Below are 18,287 nucleotides of genomic sequence, written 5' to 3' on the forward strand. Positions count from 1 at the left end.
AATGCTAAGCCCTTGGGGGTGGGGCCGCTGTCGCGGGGCTGCAGTTTCCCTGGCACTTGTTGTGGTGGGGCTTCACCGCGTGTTTTTGCTTTGAGAGGCGCCAGTTTGCAGGGCGTCGCTCAGACTATGATCCCTCGTAGGCGTCGAAGTGGCGGGCAATCACCCGGGCAAGCGGGCGGGCGGATTGGCGCAGGGAAACTGAGTCTTCGGTTTCAACCAGCATGTCAGGAAAGGCCTGGCTCGCCTTGGCCACCAGTGTGTCGAACTGCCCTTCCTGATCCCCAAACCGCTCGCGGATCTCATGGCGGGAGATGTCAAAGGTGCACAGAAGGGATTCGATCATATAGCCACGCAGCCGGTCGTCATCAGCAAAGATATGGCTACGGGCCGCTGCAAAGCGGCCATTTTCCACCGCTGACATATAGCGGGCGGTGCTTGGGGCGTTTTGCACATATCCCTGGGGAAAGCGCGAAATTGCCGAGGCGCCGAGCCCGATCAGCACTGGCGCAGGGTCATCATTGTAGCCTTGAAACCCGCGCCTCAGGGTGCGGGCCTCGCGGGCCTGGCATAACCCGTCTTGAGGCTTGGCAAAATTATCGATGCCGATGTCTTTATAGCCGCTTTTGCGACAGAGATCGCGGGCGGTTTCAAACAGGCCCAGGCGATCCTCGGGGGTGGGCAGGCTTTCCGAGGGGATCATGGTTTGGCGTCGGATCATGGCGGGAAGATGCTTGTAGCCATAAAGCGCCAGCCGGTCCGGAGCGAGGGAGAGCAGCTGGCGGGTGCTCTGGGCGATGCGCTCCGGAGTTTGATAAGGCAGGCCAAAAAGCAGATCCGCCGAAAAATCCTCAACTCCGCCCTGGCGTAGCATTGCGACCACATTCTGGACGGTTTCAAACTCCAGTTTTCGGCCAATGGCCTGTTGGGTGATCTCGTCGAATCCCTGGATTCCGATCGACGCACGGGTCAGGCCCGCAGCCAAGAGCGCATCACAGCGGGGCTGGTCGAACTCGTTTGGATCGATCTCTACCGAGAATTCGCCATCCGGCGCCAGCGGGGCAAGATCCGACAGGGCCGCGGTGACATCCTTGATCATTTCGGGCGACAGGATTGTCGGTGTGCCGCCGTCCCAATGCAGCCGCGACAGGGAAATACCCGCGGGGAGCTGGGCCTTTAGCAACGCAATTTCTTGTTTTATCGCCGCGAGATACCCCGCAATCGGAGTATTTGACCGGGTGCCTTGGGTGCGGCACATGCAGAACCAGCACAGGCTGTGGCAAAAGGGGATATGGAGATAAAGCGAAATTCGACTGCCAGCAGGGATTGCCTGTATCCAGGCCGCATAATCCGCAGCCCCTACATCGGCTTGGAAATGCGGCACGGTAGGGTAACTGGTATAGCGCGGCACTTTGGCATCGAATAAACCGAGCTTCGCCAATTGTGATTTCTGACACATCCCATTATCCTAGTCAGCATTCGCACGAACGAACTTTGATTTGAATCAAACGGGACTGCCCATGAACGCTCCGACCATCTCCCACATTAGCTGCGCTGATTGTCCTATTCGCCACCGGGCCGTGTGCGCGCGTTGTGAGTCGGATGAGTTGGAGGCGCTGGACGCCATCAAGTATTACCGCAGCTATGAAGCAGGGCAGCCGATTATTTGGTCGGGTGACATGATGAATTTTGTCGGCTCGGTTGTCTCTGGCATCGCCACGCTGACGCAGACCATGGAAGATGGCCGCACCCAAATGGTTGGCCTGTTGTTGCCCAGTGATTTTGTCGGTCGGCCCGGGCGTGATGGGGCTGCCTATAATGTGGTTGCCACCACCGATTTGGTGATGTGCTGTTTCCGCAAGAAACCCTTTGAAGATCTGATGGCAAATACCCCGCATATTGCCCATCGCCTACTGGAGATGACCCTGGACGAGCTGGATGCCGCCCGCGAATGGATGCTGGTGCTGGGGCGTAAGACCGCCCGTGAAAAGATCGCCAGCCTGCTCACCATCATTGCCCGCCGTGATGCCTCACTGACGCCGCAGGGCGCGGTGAATGAAATGACCTTTGATCTTCCGCTCACCCGCGAGGCCATGGCCGACTACCTTGGCCTGACGCTTGAAACTGTCAGCCGTCAGGTCTCGGCCCTGAAAAAGGACGGGGTGATCAGGTTGGAAGGCAAACGCCGGGTGACGGTGCCGGATATGGGGCGCTTGTTCGAAGAGGCTGGCGATGACAGCGATGGCGGCTATATGAGCTGATCGCCGCGGTTTGCAGGGCAGGCTATCGCGCAGCGAGCCGCGTGTTCAGTTTTCCTGGCTATTCTGTCTTTGCCTGAGGGAGGCAGACGCGTTTTGCAGCCAATCCGCCACCTGACGACTGGCAGAATCAGCGCCCCGCCCAGACATGCTCCATAGACGCAGGGCATCTGGCAGCATTGCCCGATGGGCAAAGGGCGCGACCAAACTGCCGCTGGCCAGATGTGGCGCCAACAGGGCTTCGTGGCCGATCAAAACCCCTGCGCCATTCAGGGCTTCTTCAACCGCAAGTGCATAAAGCGAATAGACTGGCCCGCGTGGGGTGATCTGTTGTCCTTGTTCTGTCTCTGCCAGCCAGTGCTGCCAGTCTTGTTCCCAGCTGGTATCAAAGAGGCAGGGCACATCTAGAAGGTCTTGCGGCGTATCGAGTTGGGCCGCCAGCTCGGGGGTGCAGACCGGAAAGATCACATCCTGTGCCAGTGCCCGGCCGTGGCTGGCATCAAAAAACAGGCAGAGATCATAGGGCGTGCGCTTGAGATTCGGCGGCTGTTCCAGCGCGGTGATCGAAATCTCGGTGCCGGGCATTTCGCGGCGCAGCTGGGGCAGGCGTGGCGACAGCCAGAACTGAGCAATGGCTGGAAGGGTCGCAATATGCACCACCCGTGGCGCGGCGGTATCGCGCATCAGCTGCACTGCCAGTCCCATCTGATCAAAGGCGGCGCTAAAGGCCGGAAGCGACCGTGCGCCCAGTGAGGTCAGCTCCACCCCCTTGGCACTGCGCTGAAACAGCTGCGCGCCCAGTTCTGTTTCCAAACCTTTGATATGGGCGGAGATCGCTCCTGGCGTCACGCCCAACTCCTGAGCCGCAGCGGCAAAGCCGCCCAGCCGGGCAGAGGCCTCAAACGCGCGCAGCGCGGTCAGGGCAAAGGATGTTGGACGGGGTGGCGAAACGGCCATTGTCTTAGCCTCACTTTTTCTAACCCTAGATTTTCAGAAAACTGATTTGCACACAAGCCTGCAAAGCGGCTCAATTGGGGCAAGCACATCAGACCCCATGCCCCAGACCGGAGATCAAAATGACAGAGCTTGCCAAACGTCCCTGGGTTCCGCCCCATTGTGAGACCCGCGTTCAGATGATTGCCGCTGCGACGGCCTCCCTCAGCAGCCAGGCGGCAGCGGATCGGATCGAGGCGTTGATTCAGCAGAATATCCAGATCCATGATCACGAGTGTTTCAACCTGAACCCGGCAACCAATGTGATGAACCCCGCCGCCGAGGCGGTGCTAGCGCGGGGCTTTGGCAGCCGCCCCTCGTTGGGCTATCCCGGCGACAAATACGAGATGGGGCTGGAAGCCATCGAAGAGATCGAAGTCATGGCGGCGGAGCTGGCAGCGCGGGTCTTTGGGGCCAAATATGCCGAGATCCGTGTCGGTTCCGGCGCGCTGGCCAATCTCTATGGCTTTATGGCACTGACCAAGCCCGGCGATTGCATCATTGCGCCACCCGCTGCCGTTGGCGGCCATGTAACCCATCACGCAGATGGCTGCGCCGGACTCTATGGGCTGGTGTCGCACCCGGCCCCGGTCGATGCGGATGGCTATACCGTTGATCTGGCGGCGCTGCGGGCCTTGGCGCTGAAGGAACGGCCGAAGCTGATCACCATTGGCGGCAGTCTCAACCTCTTTGCCCATCCGGTGGCTGAGATCCGCGCCATAGCCGATGAGGTCGGGGCCAAGGTGCTGTTTGACGCGGCGCATCAATGCGGCATCATCGCTGGTGGCGCCTGGGCCAATCCTTTGGCAGAAGGCGCCCATATGATGACCATGAGCACCTACAAAAGCCTCGGCGGTCCTGCGGGGGGGCTGATTGTCACCAATGAGGCAGAGATTGCCGAGCGGCTGGATGCCATCGCCTTTCCCGGCATGACCGCCAATTTTGACGCCGCCAAATCGGCCTCTCTGGCGCTGAGCCTTCTGGACTGGGTCGATCATGGGGCGGCATATGCCCAGGCCATGGTGGATCTGGCGCAGGCCCTGGCGGTGGAACTGGAGGCCCTGGGCATGCCGGTGTTCAAACCGGGAGGCAAACAGGCCACAACTTCGCATCAGTTTGCCATTGAAGCCGCCCGGTTTGGCGGCGGGCAGGCGGCCTCCAAGACATTGCGCCAAGCGGGCTTTCTGGCCTGCGGCATCGGCCTGCCAATTGATCCGGTGGAGGGCGATATGAACGGGCTGCGTTTCGGCACGCCGGAACTGGTACGTCGCGGGGTGACGCCTGCGGATGCGCCTGCGCTGGCGAGGTTAATTGCCGCTGGGTTGACGAGCAATGATCCAGCCTCGGTGGCGCGGCAAGTGCGCGAGATGCGGGCAGGGTTTCAGGGCATGCACTACCTGCGTGGCTAGGGCCACCCGCACAAAGAAATCGACCCGCTGCGAGCAGCGGGTCGGCATTTTAGATCAATTGGGTCGCTGTGGCTGCGTTTAATGCGCCATAAAGACCGGAACATTGGCTTTTTCCAACATGTTGCGAGTGGCCCCGCCCAGAATGGCCTCGCGGAAGCGGGAATGGCCATAGGCCCCCATCACGATCATGCCGGCATCGGTATCGGTGGCATGACGGATCAGGATATCCGAAACCCGTGGCATGGTCTTGCTGAGTACGTCGATTTCGCATTTCACCCCGTGGCGGGCCAGCATCTGGGCCAGCATACCGCCGGGATCCGAACGTTCAGGCCCGTGTTGTGGGGGGTCAATCACCACGATACGCACCAGATCGGCGCCGGTGAGGAAGGGCATGGCCTTGCGAATGGAGGTCATCGCCTCAATGCTTTCATTCCAGGCAATCAACACGGTTTTGGGCTGGCCAACGGGTTTGGCCTCATCCGGCACCACCAGCACCGGGGTGCGGCCTTCGAACAGTGCCGCCTCAACCACGGGCTCGGCCTCGACGCTTTTGCCCGGACCGTAGGGTTGTCCCAGCACCACGAGATCAGAGAACCGGGCCAGCCGTGCGACATGGCGCCCCATGTCGGCGATCTGGGCGATACCTGCATCGGTTGAAAATTGTACACCGGCCTTTTGCAGGTAGTCATCCGCATAGGCCTGCAGCGCGCTGGCGTCATCCTTGGCTCGGCTCATTGTTTCTTGCAAAACCATGGCATTGGCCCCGGCATAATAATATCCGGTTTGGGTGCGATCCACCCCCAGGCACAACACATCTGTGTGCCCATCAAAGGCTGCAGAAAGCGAAGAGGCTTGAGAAAGGGGAGTTTCGGCTGTGTCCTTGGAGGTCAGAACCGTGAGAATGGTTTTGTAAGTCATGTTTCACCTCAGCTGGCAAAAAATCAAAGCTCTAACAGGACTGGCTGTTAGTGTAGCCGTACCCTGCGTGGTGTGTCACAGTTGAAAGGCATTTGTCTTGATGCAGATCAATGCGTTGATTGCGTAGGTTTTGCATTTAAAGCGCAGAATATATGGGTTCCACGCGACGCTAAGAATCGCGGGGGACATGGTGAAGGGACGCAATATGTCTAATTATATCAAGCTGATCGCGCTTGGTTTGGTCACGCTTTTTGCGATGATCGGGACCAATTATGCGCGAGATTTGGCTTACCAGGTGCATGCGATAATCGTCATGCTCGTAGCTGGTGGCCTGTTTCTGTACACGCTGCGCCATACTGGCGAGGCAAAGCCGGCTGCTGGCAGCCAGCAAAATGAATATTTTGACAGCGTTGTACGCGCCGGTGTGATTGCCACGGCCTTTTGGGGTGTTGTTGGCTTTCTCGCGGGCACGTTCATCGCTTTCCAGCTGGCATTTCCAGCGTTGAACTTTGAATGGGCGCAGGGCTTTGCCAACTTTGGTCGGCTGCGCCCCCTGCATACTTCGGCGGTGATTTTTGCCTTTGGCGGCAACGCGCTGATCGCAACCTCCTTCTACGTGGTGCAGCGCACCTCTGCGGCGCGCCTTTGGGGCGGCAATCTGGCCTGGTTTGTGTTTTGGGGTTACCAGCTCTTTATCGTGCTGGCGGCAACCGGTTACCTGCTTGGCGGCACCCAGTCGAAAGAATACGCCGAACCCGAATGGCATGTTGACCTCTGGTTGACCATTGGCTGGGTTGCCTATCTGGCGGTCTTCCTTGGCACCGTGATCAAGCGTAAAGAGCCGCATATCTATGTGGCCAACTGGTTCTACCTCGCCTTTATCGTCACCGTTGCGATGCTGCACCTGGTCAACAACATGACCATCCCTGTCTCCATTTGGGGCTCCAAATCGGTCATCGTCTGGTCCGGTGTACAGGATGCCATGGTGCAGTGGTGGTACGGCCACAACGCGGTGGGCTTCTTCCTGACGGCGGGCTTCCTCGGCATGATGTACTATTTTGTGCCAAAGCAGGCCGAACGCCCTGTCTTTAGCTACAAACTGTCGATCATCCACTTCTGGGCGCTGATCTTCCTCTATATCTGGGCCGGTCCCCACCACCTGCATTACACCGCGCTGCCAGACTGGGCTTCGACCCTCGGCATGGTGTTCTCGATCGTGCTGTGGATGCCTTCTTGGGGCGGCATGATCAACGGTCTGATGACGCTCTCTGGCGCCTGGGACAAGCTGCGCACCGACCCGGTTATCCGGATGATGGTGATCTCGATCGGTTTCTACGGCATGTCGACCTTTGAAGGCCCGATGATGTCGATCCGCGCGGTGAACTCGCTGAGCCACTACACTGACTGGACCATTGGTCACGTGCACTCTGGTGCGCTGGGTTGGAACGGCATGATCACCTTTGGTGCTCTGTACTTCCTGGTGCCGGTTCTGTGGAAACGCGAAGGCCTTTACAGCCTAAAACTGGTTTCCTGGCACTTCTGGCTCGCCACTATCGGCATCATTCTCTACGCCGCTTCGATGTGGGTGACTGGGATCATGGAAGGCCTGATGTGGCGCGAAGTCGACGCCAATGGCTTCCTGGTGAACTCTTTCGCTGACACAGTTGCTGCGAAGAAACCGATGAACATTGTGCGCGGTCTTGGCGGAGTGATGTTCCTCTCTGGTGCCATCATCATGTGCTACAACCTGTGGATGACAGTCCGTAAGGCCCCGGCAAAAGAGTCGAGCCTCTCGGTCTCGGTCCCGGCAGAATAAGGAGGGATGGCAAATGGCAATTCTCGACAAACACAAAATCCTCGAGACCAACGCGACGCTCCTGTTGATCTGCAGCTTTCTGGTTGTGACCATCGGGGGACTGGTTCAGATCGCCCCGCTGTTCTGGCTGGAAAACACCATCGAGAAGGTGGAGGGCATGCGCCCCTACACCCCTCTCGAGATGGCGGGTCGTGAAGTCTACATCCGGGAAGGCTGCTACACCTGTCACAGCCAGATGATCCGCCCGATGCGAGACGAGGTCGAACGCTACGGCCACTACTCGCTGGCAGCGGAATCGATGTACGACCATCCCTTCCAGTGGGGCTCCAAGCGGACAGGCCCTGATCTGGCCCGTGTAGGCGGTCGTTATTCGGATGAATGGCATGTTGACCATCTGCGCAACCCGCAGGCGGTGGTCCCGGAATCGATCATGCCCAAATATGGCTTCCTGGAAAATGCCAAGGTCGACGGCAAATACATCGGTGACATCATGGCGGCAAATGCTCTGGTTGGCGTGCCCTACACCGAGGATATGATCGCCAGTGCACAGGCTGATTTCAAAGCCCAGGCCGATCCTGACGCCGATTATGACGGCTTGCTGGAGCGCTATGGTGACAAGGTCAGTGTGCGCAACTTTGACGGCCAGCCTGGTGTCTCCGAGGCCGACGCGCTGATCGCCTATCTGCAAATGTTGGGGACTTTGGTTGATTTCTCGACCTTCACCCCTGACGCAAACCGCTAGGAGGATCTGAGATGGAAATCTACACCCTCCTGCGGGAATTTGCAGACAGCTGGATGCTCCTGTTCCTGTTCTCCTTCTTCATGGTTGTTGTTCTTTGGGCGTTCCGCCCCGGCAGCACCAAGGTTTATGAGGACACGGCCAGCATTCCCTTTCGCCACGTAGACGCCCCGGCCCCCGAAGAGGCCGAGGCGACACCCGCCGCACATAAGGAGGCGCGGACATGAGCAAGCCCGTCAAAAAGTTCGACGACGATCCAAACACCACTGGCCACAGCTGGGACGGGATCGAGGAATTTGACAATCCGATGCCACGCTGGTGGCTCTGGACCCTCTATGCCACCATCATCTGGGCGATTGGCTACACCATCCTGTACCCTGCCTGGCCAATGCTGAACTCGGCAACCGCCGGGGTGCTGGGCTGGTCGACCCGCGGCGATGTCGCGGCAGAAATCCAGGCCGTCAACGAAGCCAATGCGCCGATGAACGCCAAACTGGAAGCGGCCGAGCTGACCGCAATTTCCGGCGATGCGGAAATGGGCCCCTATGCGGTTTCGGCGGGTTCTGCTGTGTTCAAGACCTGGTGCGCCCAGTGCCACGGTTCTGGCGCGGCGGGTGCCAAGGGCTATCCCAACCTGCTGGACGATGACTGGCTCTGGGGTGGTTCCGTCGAGGACATCCACATGACCGTGACCCATGGTATCCGCAACGAGGACAGCGACGATGCGCGCTATTCCGAGATGCCTGCCTTTGGCCGGGATGAGCTGCTGGAGAAAGAAGAGATCGCCCAGGTTGTGAACTTTGTCATGTCTCTGTCCGGCGAAGCGAAGGATGCCTCCAAAGTGGATGCAGGCGCTGTTGTCTATGAAGACAACTGTTCCTCCTGCCACATGGAAGATGGCACTGGCGATCGCAGCCAGGGGGCACCAAACCTTGCGGATGCGATCTGGCTCTTTGGCGGCGATTACGATTCGCTCACCGAGACCGTGAACAACTCCCGTTATGGTGTGATGCCAGCCTGGAACACCCGCCTCACCGAGGCACAGATCCGCGCAGTTTCCGCCTATGTGCACCAGCTGGGCGGCGGCGAGTAATAGCCAGCCCATCTCAGCTGACCAAAGATCAAAGAAGGCCGCTCCAACTGGGGCGGCCTTCTTGCTTGGAAGCTAGAGTTTTCCCAATTTTTTTTGCCAGTTTGATTAGAGTCAAACCGGGCAGACGCAAAAGCTGCTTTACTCAGCCCAAGGCAGAGATGCACTGGCCGGTTTGGGCGCTTGTTTAGCTAGCGCCGGGTGGTCAGTCCCCAATTCCCATGGCCCGCGTGCAGGGTTCTGGGAATAAAGCGTCGGCTTTTCGATCTGTTCGCGCGTTTCCTGGAAAGCCGACGCCTATTTGCCTCTGACCTGTCAACTCAGCCCTCAGCGTCCGAAACCTGTTCAGAGCTTCTGCAGGTCAATGCAGCGCACGGGCTGGTTCAGCCTATTGAACCCCGGATATACTCGTTTGGCCTTTCCTTTGAACCAGCGGGTCAACCTGTCAAGAACCCCCGGTGCCTGCTGCGGCGGCACATAGGCCGCGGGCAAATCGTGGCGGGCGGCTGGCAGGGCGGGCATGTCACGCACTTGAACACAAGGCTGGCGCGTCGCGGTCATCATGGAACGGGCGTAGATATCGATCAGCATCTTGAAATCTCCTGTGCTGGTGTTTCTGCCTTTGACTGTTGCCCGAAAGGACGCAAGATGCGACTCAGGAAAAATTCAGTTATGTAAGTTGGAATTACAAATGGACTGGTTGTCTTTGCCGCCTCTGGCAGCCCTGCGGGCCTTTTCTGCTTTTGCAGAGCATGCAAATGTAAGCAAAGCGGGTGCAGCGCTCAATGTCAGCCACGCTGCCATCAGCCAACAGCTGCGCAGCCTGGAGGATCATCTGGGGGTGCCGCTGCTGGACCGCAGTGGCCGGTCCCTGGAACTGACAGAGGAAGGCAAGCATCTGGCGCAGGCCGTGCTGCTGGGCTTTGGCGCAATTCAGACAGCGGTGCAGGAGGTCAGCACCCAGGGAGCGATGCGACCTCTGCACATCAGCTGCACGCCGATGTTTGCGGCCAATTGGCTGATGCCGAGGTTGGCAGAGTTTCGGCTGAAACATCCGGGTATTGATCTGGTGATTGATCCGCGTGGCGAAGTTGTGGCGCTACAACCGGGTGGCGTCGATATTGCTCTGCGCTATGGCGATGGTGACTGGGGCGGGCTGGAGTCTGAAATCCTGCTTTGCTCTCCCATGGTGGTAGTCGCCCATCCCGACCTGTTGAAGGGCCGCAGCGTGAGTGCGCCCGAAGACTTGCTGGATTTCCCCTGGCTCGAAGAGTTGGGCACCACAGAGGCCGCCCATTGGCTGCGATCGCGCGGGGTGGCGGATGTCATTCGCGGAGCAAGTATCAAGCTTCCGGGCAATCTGTTGATGCAGGCGGTGCGCGAAGGGCAGGGCATCGCGGTGAGTGTAAAGGATTTTGTGCAGGAGGATCTGGCGGCCGGCCGCCTTGTGGAATTGTTCACCGGAGATGAGGCGCGCGGCTACCATATTGTCACCCGTCCCGGCGTGCAGCGGCCCCAGTCGCGCCAATTCATCGCATGGCTCCGGCACCATAAAAGTACTTATACTTCTGAGCGCGAAGCATAAAGATGCTTGTCCGATGCGCTTTTTGATCCACGTCAAAGAGCGACACCTTAACATTTGAAAGAACCGCAGTCAGAAGCACAAATTTAGTGGAGTGAGTCCGTGAGTGATTCCGATCCCGCCCCCAGCCTATACGCCGCCAGGGAACCCGTCTTTCCACGGCGCGTTTCGGGTGTTTTCCGCAATCTCAAATGGTATATTTTGGCGATCACCCTGGGGATCTACTACATAACGCCATGGCTTCGCTGGGATCGCGGCCCTTCGCTGCCCGATCAGGCGGTCTTGCTGGATCTGGCCAACCGCCGGTTTTATTTCTTCTGGATCGAAATCTGGCCGCATGAGTTCTACTTTGTTGCCGGGCTGCTGATCATGGCCGGGCTTGGGCTCTTTCTTTTTACCTCGGCCTTGGGCCGGGTCTGGTGTGGCTATGCCTGCCCGCAGACCGTCTGGACCGATCTCTTTATTCTGGTGGAGCGCTGGATTGAAGGCGATCGCAACGCCCGGCTGCGTCTGCACCGGCAAAAGAAAATGGATCTGCGCAAGGCGCGGCTGCGGCTGACCAAATGGACCGCCTGGATGCTGATCGGTCTGGCGACCGGTGGCGCCTGGGTGTTCTATTTTGCCGATGCGCCAACCTTGTTGGTGGATCTGGTCACCGGTCAGGCCCATCCCATCGCCTATACAACTGTGGCTCTTCTCACCGCGACGACCTTTTTCTTTGGTGGCATCGCCCGAGAGCAGATCTGCATCTATGCCTGCCCCTGGCCTCGAATTCAGGCGGCAATGATGGACGAAGACACGCTCACCGTTGGCTACCGGGAATGGCGCGGCGAACCCCGCGGCAAGGCGAGCAAGAAAAAGGGCCAGGCCGAGATCGCGGATCCGCCAAAGGGCGATTGCATCGACTGCATGGCCTGCGTCAATGTCTGCCCGGTGGGGATCGATATTCGCGATGGTCAGCAGCTGGAATGCATCACCTGTGCGCTCTGTATTGATGCCTGCGACGACATCATGGACAAGATCGGCAAGCCCCGCGGGCTGATCGACTATATGGCGGCCTCGGACGAAGCAGCAGAACGCGCTGGCAGCCCGCCCAAGAACGTCTGGAAACACATCCTGCGTCCGCGCACCATCATGTATACTTCGATGTGGGGCTTTGTGGGATTGGGCTTGGTCTTTGCCCTGTTCATCCGCCCCGAGATCGACCTCACGGTGGCGCCAGTGCGCAACCCGACCTATGTCACTCTGTCGGATGGCTCGGTGCGCAACACCTATGATGTGCGCCTGCGCAACAAACACGGCGAGGCTCGCCCCTTCAAACTCTCGCTGAAAGGCGATGATACGATGCGGGTGCAGCTCGAAGGCACGCCCTATGCCTCGGTTGAGGTTCCAGCCGATACCGCCTATCTTCAAAGGGTCTATATCGTGACACCAAAAGGGGCAGCGCCTTCGGATGCGGAATCCACACCGGTGCGGATCTGGGTCGAAGATCTTACCACGGGCGACCGCGCCTACAAAGACACCACCTTCAACGGAAAAGGAAACTGATCATGGCCAAGGGGAAACGCGAATTCACCGGTCGTCATATGTTGATGGTCTTTTGTGGCGCCTTTGGGGTCATCATCAGCGTCAATCTGGCTCTGGCCTACAACGCGGTCAAAACCTTTCCGGGCCTCGAGGTGAAGAACTCCTACGTGGCCAGCCAGGAGTTTGATGTGCGGCGTACGGCCCAGCAGTCTCTGGGCTGGTCGGTCTATGCCTCGGCGCAGGAAGATCAGGTGACGCTGGAAATCACCGATGCCGAGGGCAATCCGGTCGAGGTGGCCAAGCTGAGCGCCACCCTGGGCCGGGCCACCCATGTGAAGGACGACCAGGAGCCCGATTTCCAGTTCAATGGTGCCGCCTATGTGGCGCCTGCGGATCTGGGGCCGGGCAACTGGAATATCCGCATGGTGGCGCGGGCGAAAAACGGCGTTGAGTTCACCCAGCGGGTTATCCTGCACGTCAGAGGCTAGGCGCGATATGACTGCCCAGATGCGCCCCGCAATGGCTGTATGCCCCGGCTGTGTCGCGGCCCCCAGCGAGGCTGTTGAGGAGGCCCCCCCCGAGGCGCGCCTGGCGCTGTCCCTGCCGACGATCCATTGTCAGGCCTGTATCTCGACGGTGGAACGCGGGCTAAACGCGCATCCAGGCATTCATTCGGCGCGGGTCAATCTGACCCTGAAACGCGCCCTGATCGAGGCCGACCCGGAGGTGCGAGCGGATGAGCTGATCCCGCTGCTCGAAGGGTTGGGATTTGAGGCGCATGAACTGGATCTGGCCAGCCTCGCCGCTACCCAAAGCGATAAGGCCGGGCGCGAGCTCCTGATGCGTCTCGCAGTGGCAGGCTTTGCCTCGATGAACGTGATGCTCTTGTCGGTCTCGGTCTGGTCCGGGGCCTCGGATGCCACCCGTGACATGTTCCACTGGATTTCGGCGGCCATTGCCTTCCCGGCGGTGATCTTTGCCGGTCAGCCCTTCTTCAAAAACGCCTGGAGCGCCCTGCGCGTCGGGCGGCTCAATATGGATGTGCCGATTGTGCTGGCGCTGGTGCTGGCGCTGGTGACCTCGCTTTGGGAAACCAGCCTCTCGGGGGAACACGCCTATTTTGACGCGGCGCTGACGCTCACCTTCTTTTTGCTGGCAGGCCGCTATCTGGATTACCGCACCCGCGCCGTGGCGCGCTCCGCCGCCGAGGAACTCGCGGCGCTGGAAGTGCCCCGCGCCATCCGCATGGAAGCAGGCGCAGAGGTCGAGGTAGCGGTTGCTGATCTGGTGATTGGGGATCTTATCCTGGTGCGCCCCGGTGGCCGTATGCCGGTTGATGGCGTTATTGCGGAAGGCCAGTCGGAACTGGATCGCTCGCTGCTCACCGGGGAAACCCTGCCGATCTTTGCCGAGTCAGGCACGCAGGTTTCGGCGGGGGAGGTCAATCTGACCGGCCCTTTGGTGGTGCGCGCCGAAGCCGTGGGAGAGGATACCTCCCTGCACCGCATGGCGGACCTTGTGGCCATCGCGGAATCCGGTCGTTCGCGCTATACCTCGCTGGCGGATAGTGCCGCCAAGCTCTATGCACCGGGCGTACATATCCTCTCGGCCTTGGCCTTTATCGGCTGGTATCTCTACACCTTTGATCTGCGCATGGCGCTGAATATCGCCGCTGCGGTGCTGATCATCACCTGCCCCTGTGCGCTGGGGCTTGCGGTGCCTGCTGTCACCACGGCGGCCTCGGGGCGCTTGTTCAAAAAGGGTATGTTGATCAAGCATTCCACCGCGCTGGAGCGTCTGGCCGGAGTGGATACTGTGGTCTTTGACAAGACCGGCACGCTGACTGCAGGCACGCCGCAGCTGGAGAATTTGAAAGATTTCAGCCGCGCCGAACTTGAGGTCGCTCTGGCCCTGGCCGAGGGCTCATCGCATCCCCTGTCGCGGGCGCTGACCGCTGCGGCCCGCGCGGCCGGCATCGCCCCGGCTGACGTCACCGATCTGCAGGAACACCCCGGCTATGGCACCGAGGGTCGTTTTGAGGGCCATGTGGTGCGTCTGGGCCGCGCCGCCTGGCTGGGCGCGGATCAGGGCAGCCAAACCGCTGCCTGGCTGGACATGGGCGAGGGCGCTGCGTCACGTGGATTCCGCTTTCATGATGCCCTGCGCCCCGGAGCGGCAGAGGCCGTGACCCAGCTGCATGCCGCAGGCAAAGAGGTCTTGTTGATTTCCGGCGATACCACTGCCGCAGTTGAAGACCTGGCCAAGCGCCTGGGCATCCAGAAATGGCTGGCCGAGGCGCTGCCACAGGACAAATCCTCCCGCATTCAGGATCTGTCCGATCAGGGTCGCAGGGTTCTGATGGTTGGTGACGGGTTGAATGACACTGCGGCGCTGACCGCGGCACATGTCTCAATCTCGCCTGCCTCGGCCCTGGATGCCGCCCGCGTGGCCTCGGATATTGTGCTTTTGGGGCAAGACCTTGAACCCATTGCCGAGGCCTGCGTGGTGGCCAGCAAGGCCACCAAACGCATCCGCGAGAATTTCCGCATTGCGACGCTCTACAATGTGATCGCGGTGCCGCTGGCCATTGCCGGTTTTGCCACCCCCTTGATCGCGGCGCTGGCGATGTCCACCTCTTCGATCACCGTCTCCCTCAATGCGCTGCGCCTGAAATAACCCGTGCCGCGCCCGACAAAAGTACTTAGCTCATGAGCGTTCTTGCCTATCTCATCCCGATTTCGCTGCTCTTGGGCGGTGGTGCGCTGGCGGCCTTTGTCTATACCGTGCGTTCAAACCAGTATGAGGACCCCGAAGGCGACTCGCGCCGGATCCTCAGCGATGAATGGGACGACCACCCCAAGCCTTAAGGCCAAAGGCCGAGGCCCAAAGTCTGGTATGCGAACCAAGCTGCCATTGGAGGGTTTCAGAGGGTCACCGCGTCCGAACCGAGGGGTGAATCGGGCGTTGCCAAAGCACCGCTTTGCCAATTGGCGAAACACTTGAATGTGACGGCTTTTGAGGGTTCGCTATGCGGACTTTGCTGCCATCCATGAGGTTATTCAGAATTAAATACCCTTTTTGTCAGGATGTTCTGCGCAATTGCGGCAACTTCTTCCCTCTGATCATCTTGCGTCGGACTGTCAGCTAGTCTCACTAGCTCGCTATGCAGTTCCAAAAGAACATCCGGGTTTGAATTCCTGACTACAAGGTCGATTGTCCAGTACTTCCCAGCTCCATCCTTCGAGCGCAGGATAGCTTTGATATGAGGGAGTATTTCAGGACCCGCATTTGAGAGCAGTGCGGCTGTGTCGGCTGCAACTGGCCAATTGGCATCCTGCACCCATTTCAACAAGTCCGAGAGAAAGGGGTTGATTGCGGGAAAGCCAATTTGGCAAGCCCGCTCTATCGCTGCGGTATCAAATTTGTCTTTTGGAATGCAGTTATTGATATCCATTTAGCCACATTAGATCGAGGCTGTGATGTTCGCAATGGGCTCAAAGCTGCCGTTTGCAGTCTCATCCAAAGGACCCTGTAGGAGCCAAACAAAAAAGCCCCTCCGGAGAGGGGCTTTTCTCTGCGACCGATCACGAGAGGTAAGCCCGTGGCCGCTTGGAATGTCTATGTTGCCTCAGGAGGATGGCCCGAGGGTCTCGCAGGCGATGTTGCGGGCGCGCAGCCGACGGCAGGCCAGTTCGGCGCCTTCCTTGGTCATGCCAAGGAAATTGGCATCATAGCCTTGACGCGATTCCGCCACCTTGCGCAGGGTGCCATCCAGGGTCTCCATCTCAGACAGCGCCGTGCGAAGCAGCACCTTTTCTGCCTGATAACGACTGGTGTAGCGGCCCACATTGATGCCCCAATAGCGCCCGCCAGAGGTCGAAAGCCGGGTCACCACTACAGGCGTGGGCGTGGCAGGAACCTCGGCGCGGGCCAGTTGGGTTGGGCGCGCCAGGGGGCGTAGCCCGGTAAAGGGCACCGGCTGGGGCGTGGTTTGCGCAGGCTGAGCCAGGGCAAGCGTCACCGCGGCCTCGGTCTCTGCGCTACTCGCTGCCGGAGCGGTGGGCGCTGTAGGCTGCGATCCGGTTGCGGCGGGCAGGGACTGGGCCTCGGCAATGGCGGCGGTGATGCTGGCCTGCAGGATATTCGGATCTGACGCGGGTTCTGTTGTCTCGGGGGCTACCGCTTCGGCGATCTGGGGCAGCGCGGTGTCCTCGGTCTCGGTGGCACTGGCCACCAGAACCGGGGCTTCGTTCACTGGGCGGCCCTGTGGCCGCAGGCTGACCTTGACCAGACCATTCACCCGAACCGTCTTGCCTGCGCCACCGCTTGTCGCCCCGGCGACCTGCGCTGGCGCGCCAATGCCCTGGTTGCCCTGATAGGCGGGGCGACCGGGGGCGCGGACACGGGCCCGCGATGGAGCCCGGCGAAAGCCGAGGTCGAGCAGTTCGACAATCTTGGCATTGCGCGAGGTGGAAGATTTGCCGCCAAAGACCGTGGCGATAATACGCTCGTCCCCGCGTTTGGCCGAGGCCACCAGATTGGAGCCCGCCGCACGGGTATAGCCGGTCTTGATGCCGTCGGCACCGCGATAGGCAGCCAGCAGGCGGCGATTCGTGTTTGGAACGGTTTTGACCCCTGCATCAATCGTCGGGCGCGAGAACAGGTGATAGTATTCAGGATAATCGTAGAGGATATGCCGCCCCATGGTGGTCATGTCGCGGGCGGTGGACATATGGCCCGATTCGGTCAGCCCATGGGCGTTCTTGAAAGTGGTGCGCGACATGCCAAGCGCCTTGGCGGTGCGGGTCATGCGCCGGGCAAAGGCGGCTTCGGACCCGGAGATCGCCTCACCGATGGCGGTGGAGGCATCATTGGCAGATTTCACCGCAGCGGCGCGGATCAGATAGCGAAAGGCAATGCGCTGGCCGGTCTTCAACCCCAGTTTTGAGGGGGGCTCGGCAGCGGCGTTTTTGCTGATGCGCACCTTTTGGTCCAAGGAAATCTCGCCATTCCGCACGGCCTCAAAGGCAATGTAGAGCGTCATCATCTTGGTCAGCGAAGCCGGGTGCAGCCGGGTATCGGCATTGCGCGAATGCAGCACTTCGCCGGTGCGCGCATCAATCACCACCGCCGCATAGGGCGCCGCATAGGTTTGGGTCGGGGGTACCAGTGCCATCCCAAGAGAGAGAAACACACCCATGATCCACAGCACAGACCGGGCGCATGCCCGCTGCCTACGGACCAGGTGCTCGCACCTGATCTGCTCGATATCTGCCATTTTTGCCTCATGTCGCCGGTTTTCCGGCTGACGATTTTGCCTGCTATTGGCAAAAGCCTAGCATATTCAGAGGCTGGAAGGAACCGCGGGGATCCGAGGCAAGGGCCCGAAAAGAAAAAGCTTCCCCCAGATGTAGTGGTACGGGAGAAGCCTTCGCCTAGATCGGCGCTGTCTTAAAGAAGGGTAAACAAATAACCCCTGGCTTTGCGCCTTGCGCCGCGCTGCAAAGGCGGTGTTTGCAGCGGATTTGATGCAGCCAAGCAACAGCCGCAAAAATGTTTTTCGTGCTGCCGGGGTGCCGGACTTCAGGGGGTGTGATTGCGGGTCACATAGAAGGGCGAAGAATACTGCAGCCCCAATGAGAAGGCGCAGGGGGATTTGATCAGGGCGCTCACCCGCTGCTCCAGTTCGGCTAGCAAAGCGTTTGAGAAGGCCTCATCGCGATGAGCTTTGACCAGCAGGGCGACGCTTACAGTGACATGTGTGTGGTGGAATTCGCCGGTGGGATAGGCGCGCCCTTTGCAGGCGCCGGCGCCTGAATCGTGCCGCATGATCACTGCTTCGATCTCCTGCAAAATGGCAGCGCTGTCGATTTGCAGATCGTTGGAGTATTTTATTTCGGCATGGGGCATGGGGTTTGGTCCTGTTTGTGTCTTGAGGTTTAAACGGAGAATGCGCGG

The 18,287-nt window shown here is 59.7% G+C and carries 18 protein-coding genes; 11 read left to right on the forward strand and 7 right to left on the reverse strand.

The window, feature by feature from the left end:
- Positions 1-124 precede the first annotated feature (124 nt).
- Entirely contained in the window at positions 125-1,456 is a 1,332-nt protein-coding gene (gene hemN / locus ABJP42_RS10205; protein ID WP_348340203.1) for an oxygen-independent coproporphyrinogen III oxidase, read from the reverse strand.
- A gap of 61 nt (positions 1,457-1,517) precedes the next feature.
- Here hemN and fnrL point away from each other — a divergent pair, with 61 nt between their 5' ends.
- Complete coding sequence (gene fnrL, locus ABJP42_RS10210) at positions 1,518-2,258, forward strand: transcriptional regulator FnrL (RefSeq protein WP_348340204.1); 741 nt, start codon at positions 1,518-1,520, stop codon at positions 2,256-2,258.
- 45 nt (positions 2,259-2,303) lie between these two features.
- Here fnrL and ABJP42_RS10215 read toward each other — a convergent pair whose 3' ends face one another.
- Positions 2,304-3,212, reverse strand: a complete 909-nt coding sequence (locus tag ABJP42_RS10215; protein WP_348340205.1) for a LysR family transcriptional regulator — start codon at positions 3,210-3,212, stop codon at positions 2,304-2,306.
- A 119-nt stretch (positions 3,213-3,331) separates the two neighbouring features.
- Between ABJP42_RS10215 and glyA the strand changes: the two genes are divergently transcribed.
- Positions 3,332-4,657 carry a serine hydroxymethyltransferase gene (gene glyA, locus ABJP42_RS10220; RefSeq protein WP_348340206.1) on the forward strand — a complete coding sequence of 442 codons (1,326 nt, stop codon included), beginning with the start codon at positions 3,332-3,334 and terminating at the stop codon, positions 4,655-4,657.
- A gap of 78 nt (positions 4,658-4,735) precedes the next feature.
- On the opposite strand, the gene ABJP42_RS10225 is transcribed toward glyA, so the two are convergent.
- Positions 4,736-5,575: a universal stress protein gene (locus tag ABJP42_RS10225; RefSeq protein WP_348340207.1), complete on the reverse strand. Its 840-nt coding sequence runs from the start codon at positions 5,573-5,575 to the stop codon at positions 4,736-4,738.
- 205 nt (positions 5,576-5,780) lie between these two features.
- Here ABJP42_RS10225 and ccoN point away from each other — a divergent pair, with 205 nt between their 5' ends.
- The 4 genes from ccoN to ccoP are packed head-to-tail and all read left to right on the forward strand — an operon-like array spanning position 5,781 to position 9,223.
- Entirely contained in the window at positions 5,781-7,391 is a 1,611-nt protein-coding gene (ccoN, locus tag ABJP42_RS10230; RefSeq protein WP_348340208.1) for a cytochrome-c oxidase, cbb3-type subunit I, read from the forward strand.
- Positions 7,392-7,404: 13 nt separating this feature from the next.
- Positions 7,405-8,133, forward strand: a complete 729-nt coding sequence (gene ccoO, locus ABJP42_RS10235; RefSeq protein ID WP_348340209.1) for a cytochrome-c oxidase, cbb3-type subunit II — start codon at positions 7,405-7,407, stop codon at positions 8,131-8,133.
- 11 nt (positions 8,134-8,144) lie between these two features.
- Complete coding sequence (locus ABJP42_RS10240; protein ID WP_348340210.1) at positions 8,145-8,357, forward strand: cbb3-type cytochrome c oxidase subunit 3; 213 nt, start codon at positions 8,145-8,147, stop codon at positions 8,355-8,357.
- On the forward strand, positions 8,354-9,223 hold the full coding sequence (gene ccoP / locus ABJP42_RS10245; protein ID WP_348340211.1) for a cytochrome-c oxidase, cbb3-type subunit III: 870 nt from the start codon (positions 8,354-8,356) through the stop codon (positions 9,221-9,223). Before ABJP42_RS10240 ends, ccoP begins: the two co-directional genes overlap by 4 nt.
- Before the next feature lie 342 nt (positions 9,224-9,565).
- Here the strand turns inward: ccoP and ABJP42_RS10250 are convergent, their stop codons facing one another.
- Positions 9,566-9,811, reverse strand: coding sequence for a hypothetical protein (locus ABJP42_RS10250; protein WP_348340212.1), 246 nt, complete (start codon positions 9,809-9,811; stop codon positions 9,566-9,568).
- A gap of 100 nt (positions 9,812-9,911) precedes the next feature.
- On the opposite strand from ABJP42_RS10250, the gene ABJP42_RS10255 reads away from it, so the two are divergent.
- From ABJP42_RS10255 to ccoS, 5 genes are all read left to right on the forward strand, one after another.
- Complete coding sequence (locus ABJP42_RS10255) at positions 9,912-10,805, forward strand: LysR substrate-binding domain-containing protein (RefSeq protein WP_348340213.1); 894 nt, start codon at positions 9,912-9,914, stop codon at positions 10,803-10,805.
- 99 nt (positions 10,806-10,904) lie between these two features.
- Positions 10,905-12,350 carry a cytochrome c oxidase accessory protein CcoG gene (ccoG, locus tag ABJP42_RS10260; protein WP_348340214.1) on the forward strand — a complete coding sequence of 482 codons (1,446 nt, stop codon included), beginning with the start codon at positions 10,905-10,907 and terminating at the stop codon, positions 12,348-12,350.
- A gap of 2 nt (positions 12,351-12,352) precedes the next feature.
- A complete protein-coding gene (locus tag ABJP42_RS10265) occupies positions 12,353-12,817 on the forward strand; it encodes a FixH family protein (protein WP_348340215.1) in 465 nt (154 codons plus the stop codon).
- A 7-nt stretch (positions 12,818-12,824) separates the two neighbouring features.
- Positions 12,825-15,005, forward strand: coding sequence for a heavy metal translocating P-type ATPase (locus ABJP42_RS10270; protein WP_348340216.1), 2,181 nt, complete (start codon positions 12,825-12,827; stop codon positions 15,003-15,005).
- Between the two features lie 32 nt (positions 15,006-15,037).
- Positions 15,038-15,196: a cbb3-type cytochrome oxidase assembly protein CcoS gene (ccoS, locus tag ABJP42_RS10275; protein ID WP_348340217.1), complete on the forward strand. Its 159-nt coding sequence runs from the start codon at positions 15,038-15,040 to the stop codon at positions 15,194-15,196.
- Positions 15,197-15,384: 188 nt separating this feature from the next.
- On the opposite strand, the gene ABJP42_RS10280 is transcribed toward ccoS, so the two are convergent.
- The 3 genes from ABJP42_RS10280 to ABJP42_RS10290 all read right to left on the reverse strand — a co-directional run bounded on the left by ABJP42_RS10280 (position 15,385) and on the right by ABJP42_RS10290 (position 18,239).
- The gene (locus ABJP42_RS10280) at positions 15,385-15,783 is read right to left on the reverse strand and encodes a DUF5071 domain-containing protein (RefSeq protein ID WP_348340218.1); all 399 of its coding nucleotides are present in this window, start codon (positions 15,781-15,783) and stop codon (positions 15,385-15,387) included.
- 174 nt (positions 15,784-15,957) lie between these two features.
- Positions 15,958-17,607 carry a D-alanyl-D-alanine carboxypeptidase family protein gene (locus tag ABJP42_RS10285; protein ID WP_348340219.1) on the reverse strand — a complete coding sequence of 550 codons (1,650 nt, stop codon included), beginning with the start codon at positions 17,605-17,607 and terminating at the stop codon, positions 15,958-15,960.
- Between the two features lie 305 nt (positions 17,608-17,912).
- Positions 17,913-18,239: a hypothetical protein gene (locus ABJP42_RS10290; protein ID WP_348340220.1), complete on the reverse strand. Its 327-nt coding sequence runs from the start codon at positions 18,237-18,239 to the stop codon at positions 17,913-17,915.
- Between the last annotated feature and the right edge of the window lie 48 nt (positions 18,240-18,287).

Origin of the sequence: Pseudophaeobacter sp., assembly GCF_039971195.1 — a bacterium.
Classification (GTDB): Bacteria; Pseudomonadota; Alphaproteobacteria; order Rhodobacterales; family Rhodobacteraceae; genus Pseudophaeobacter.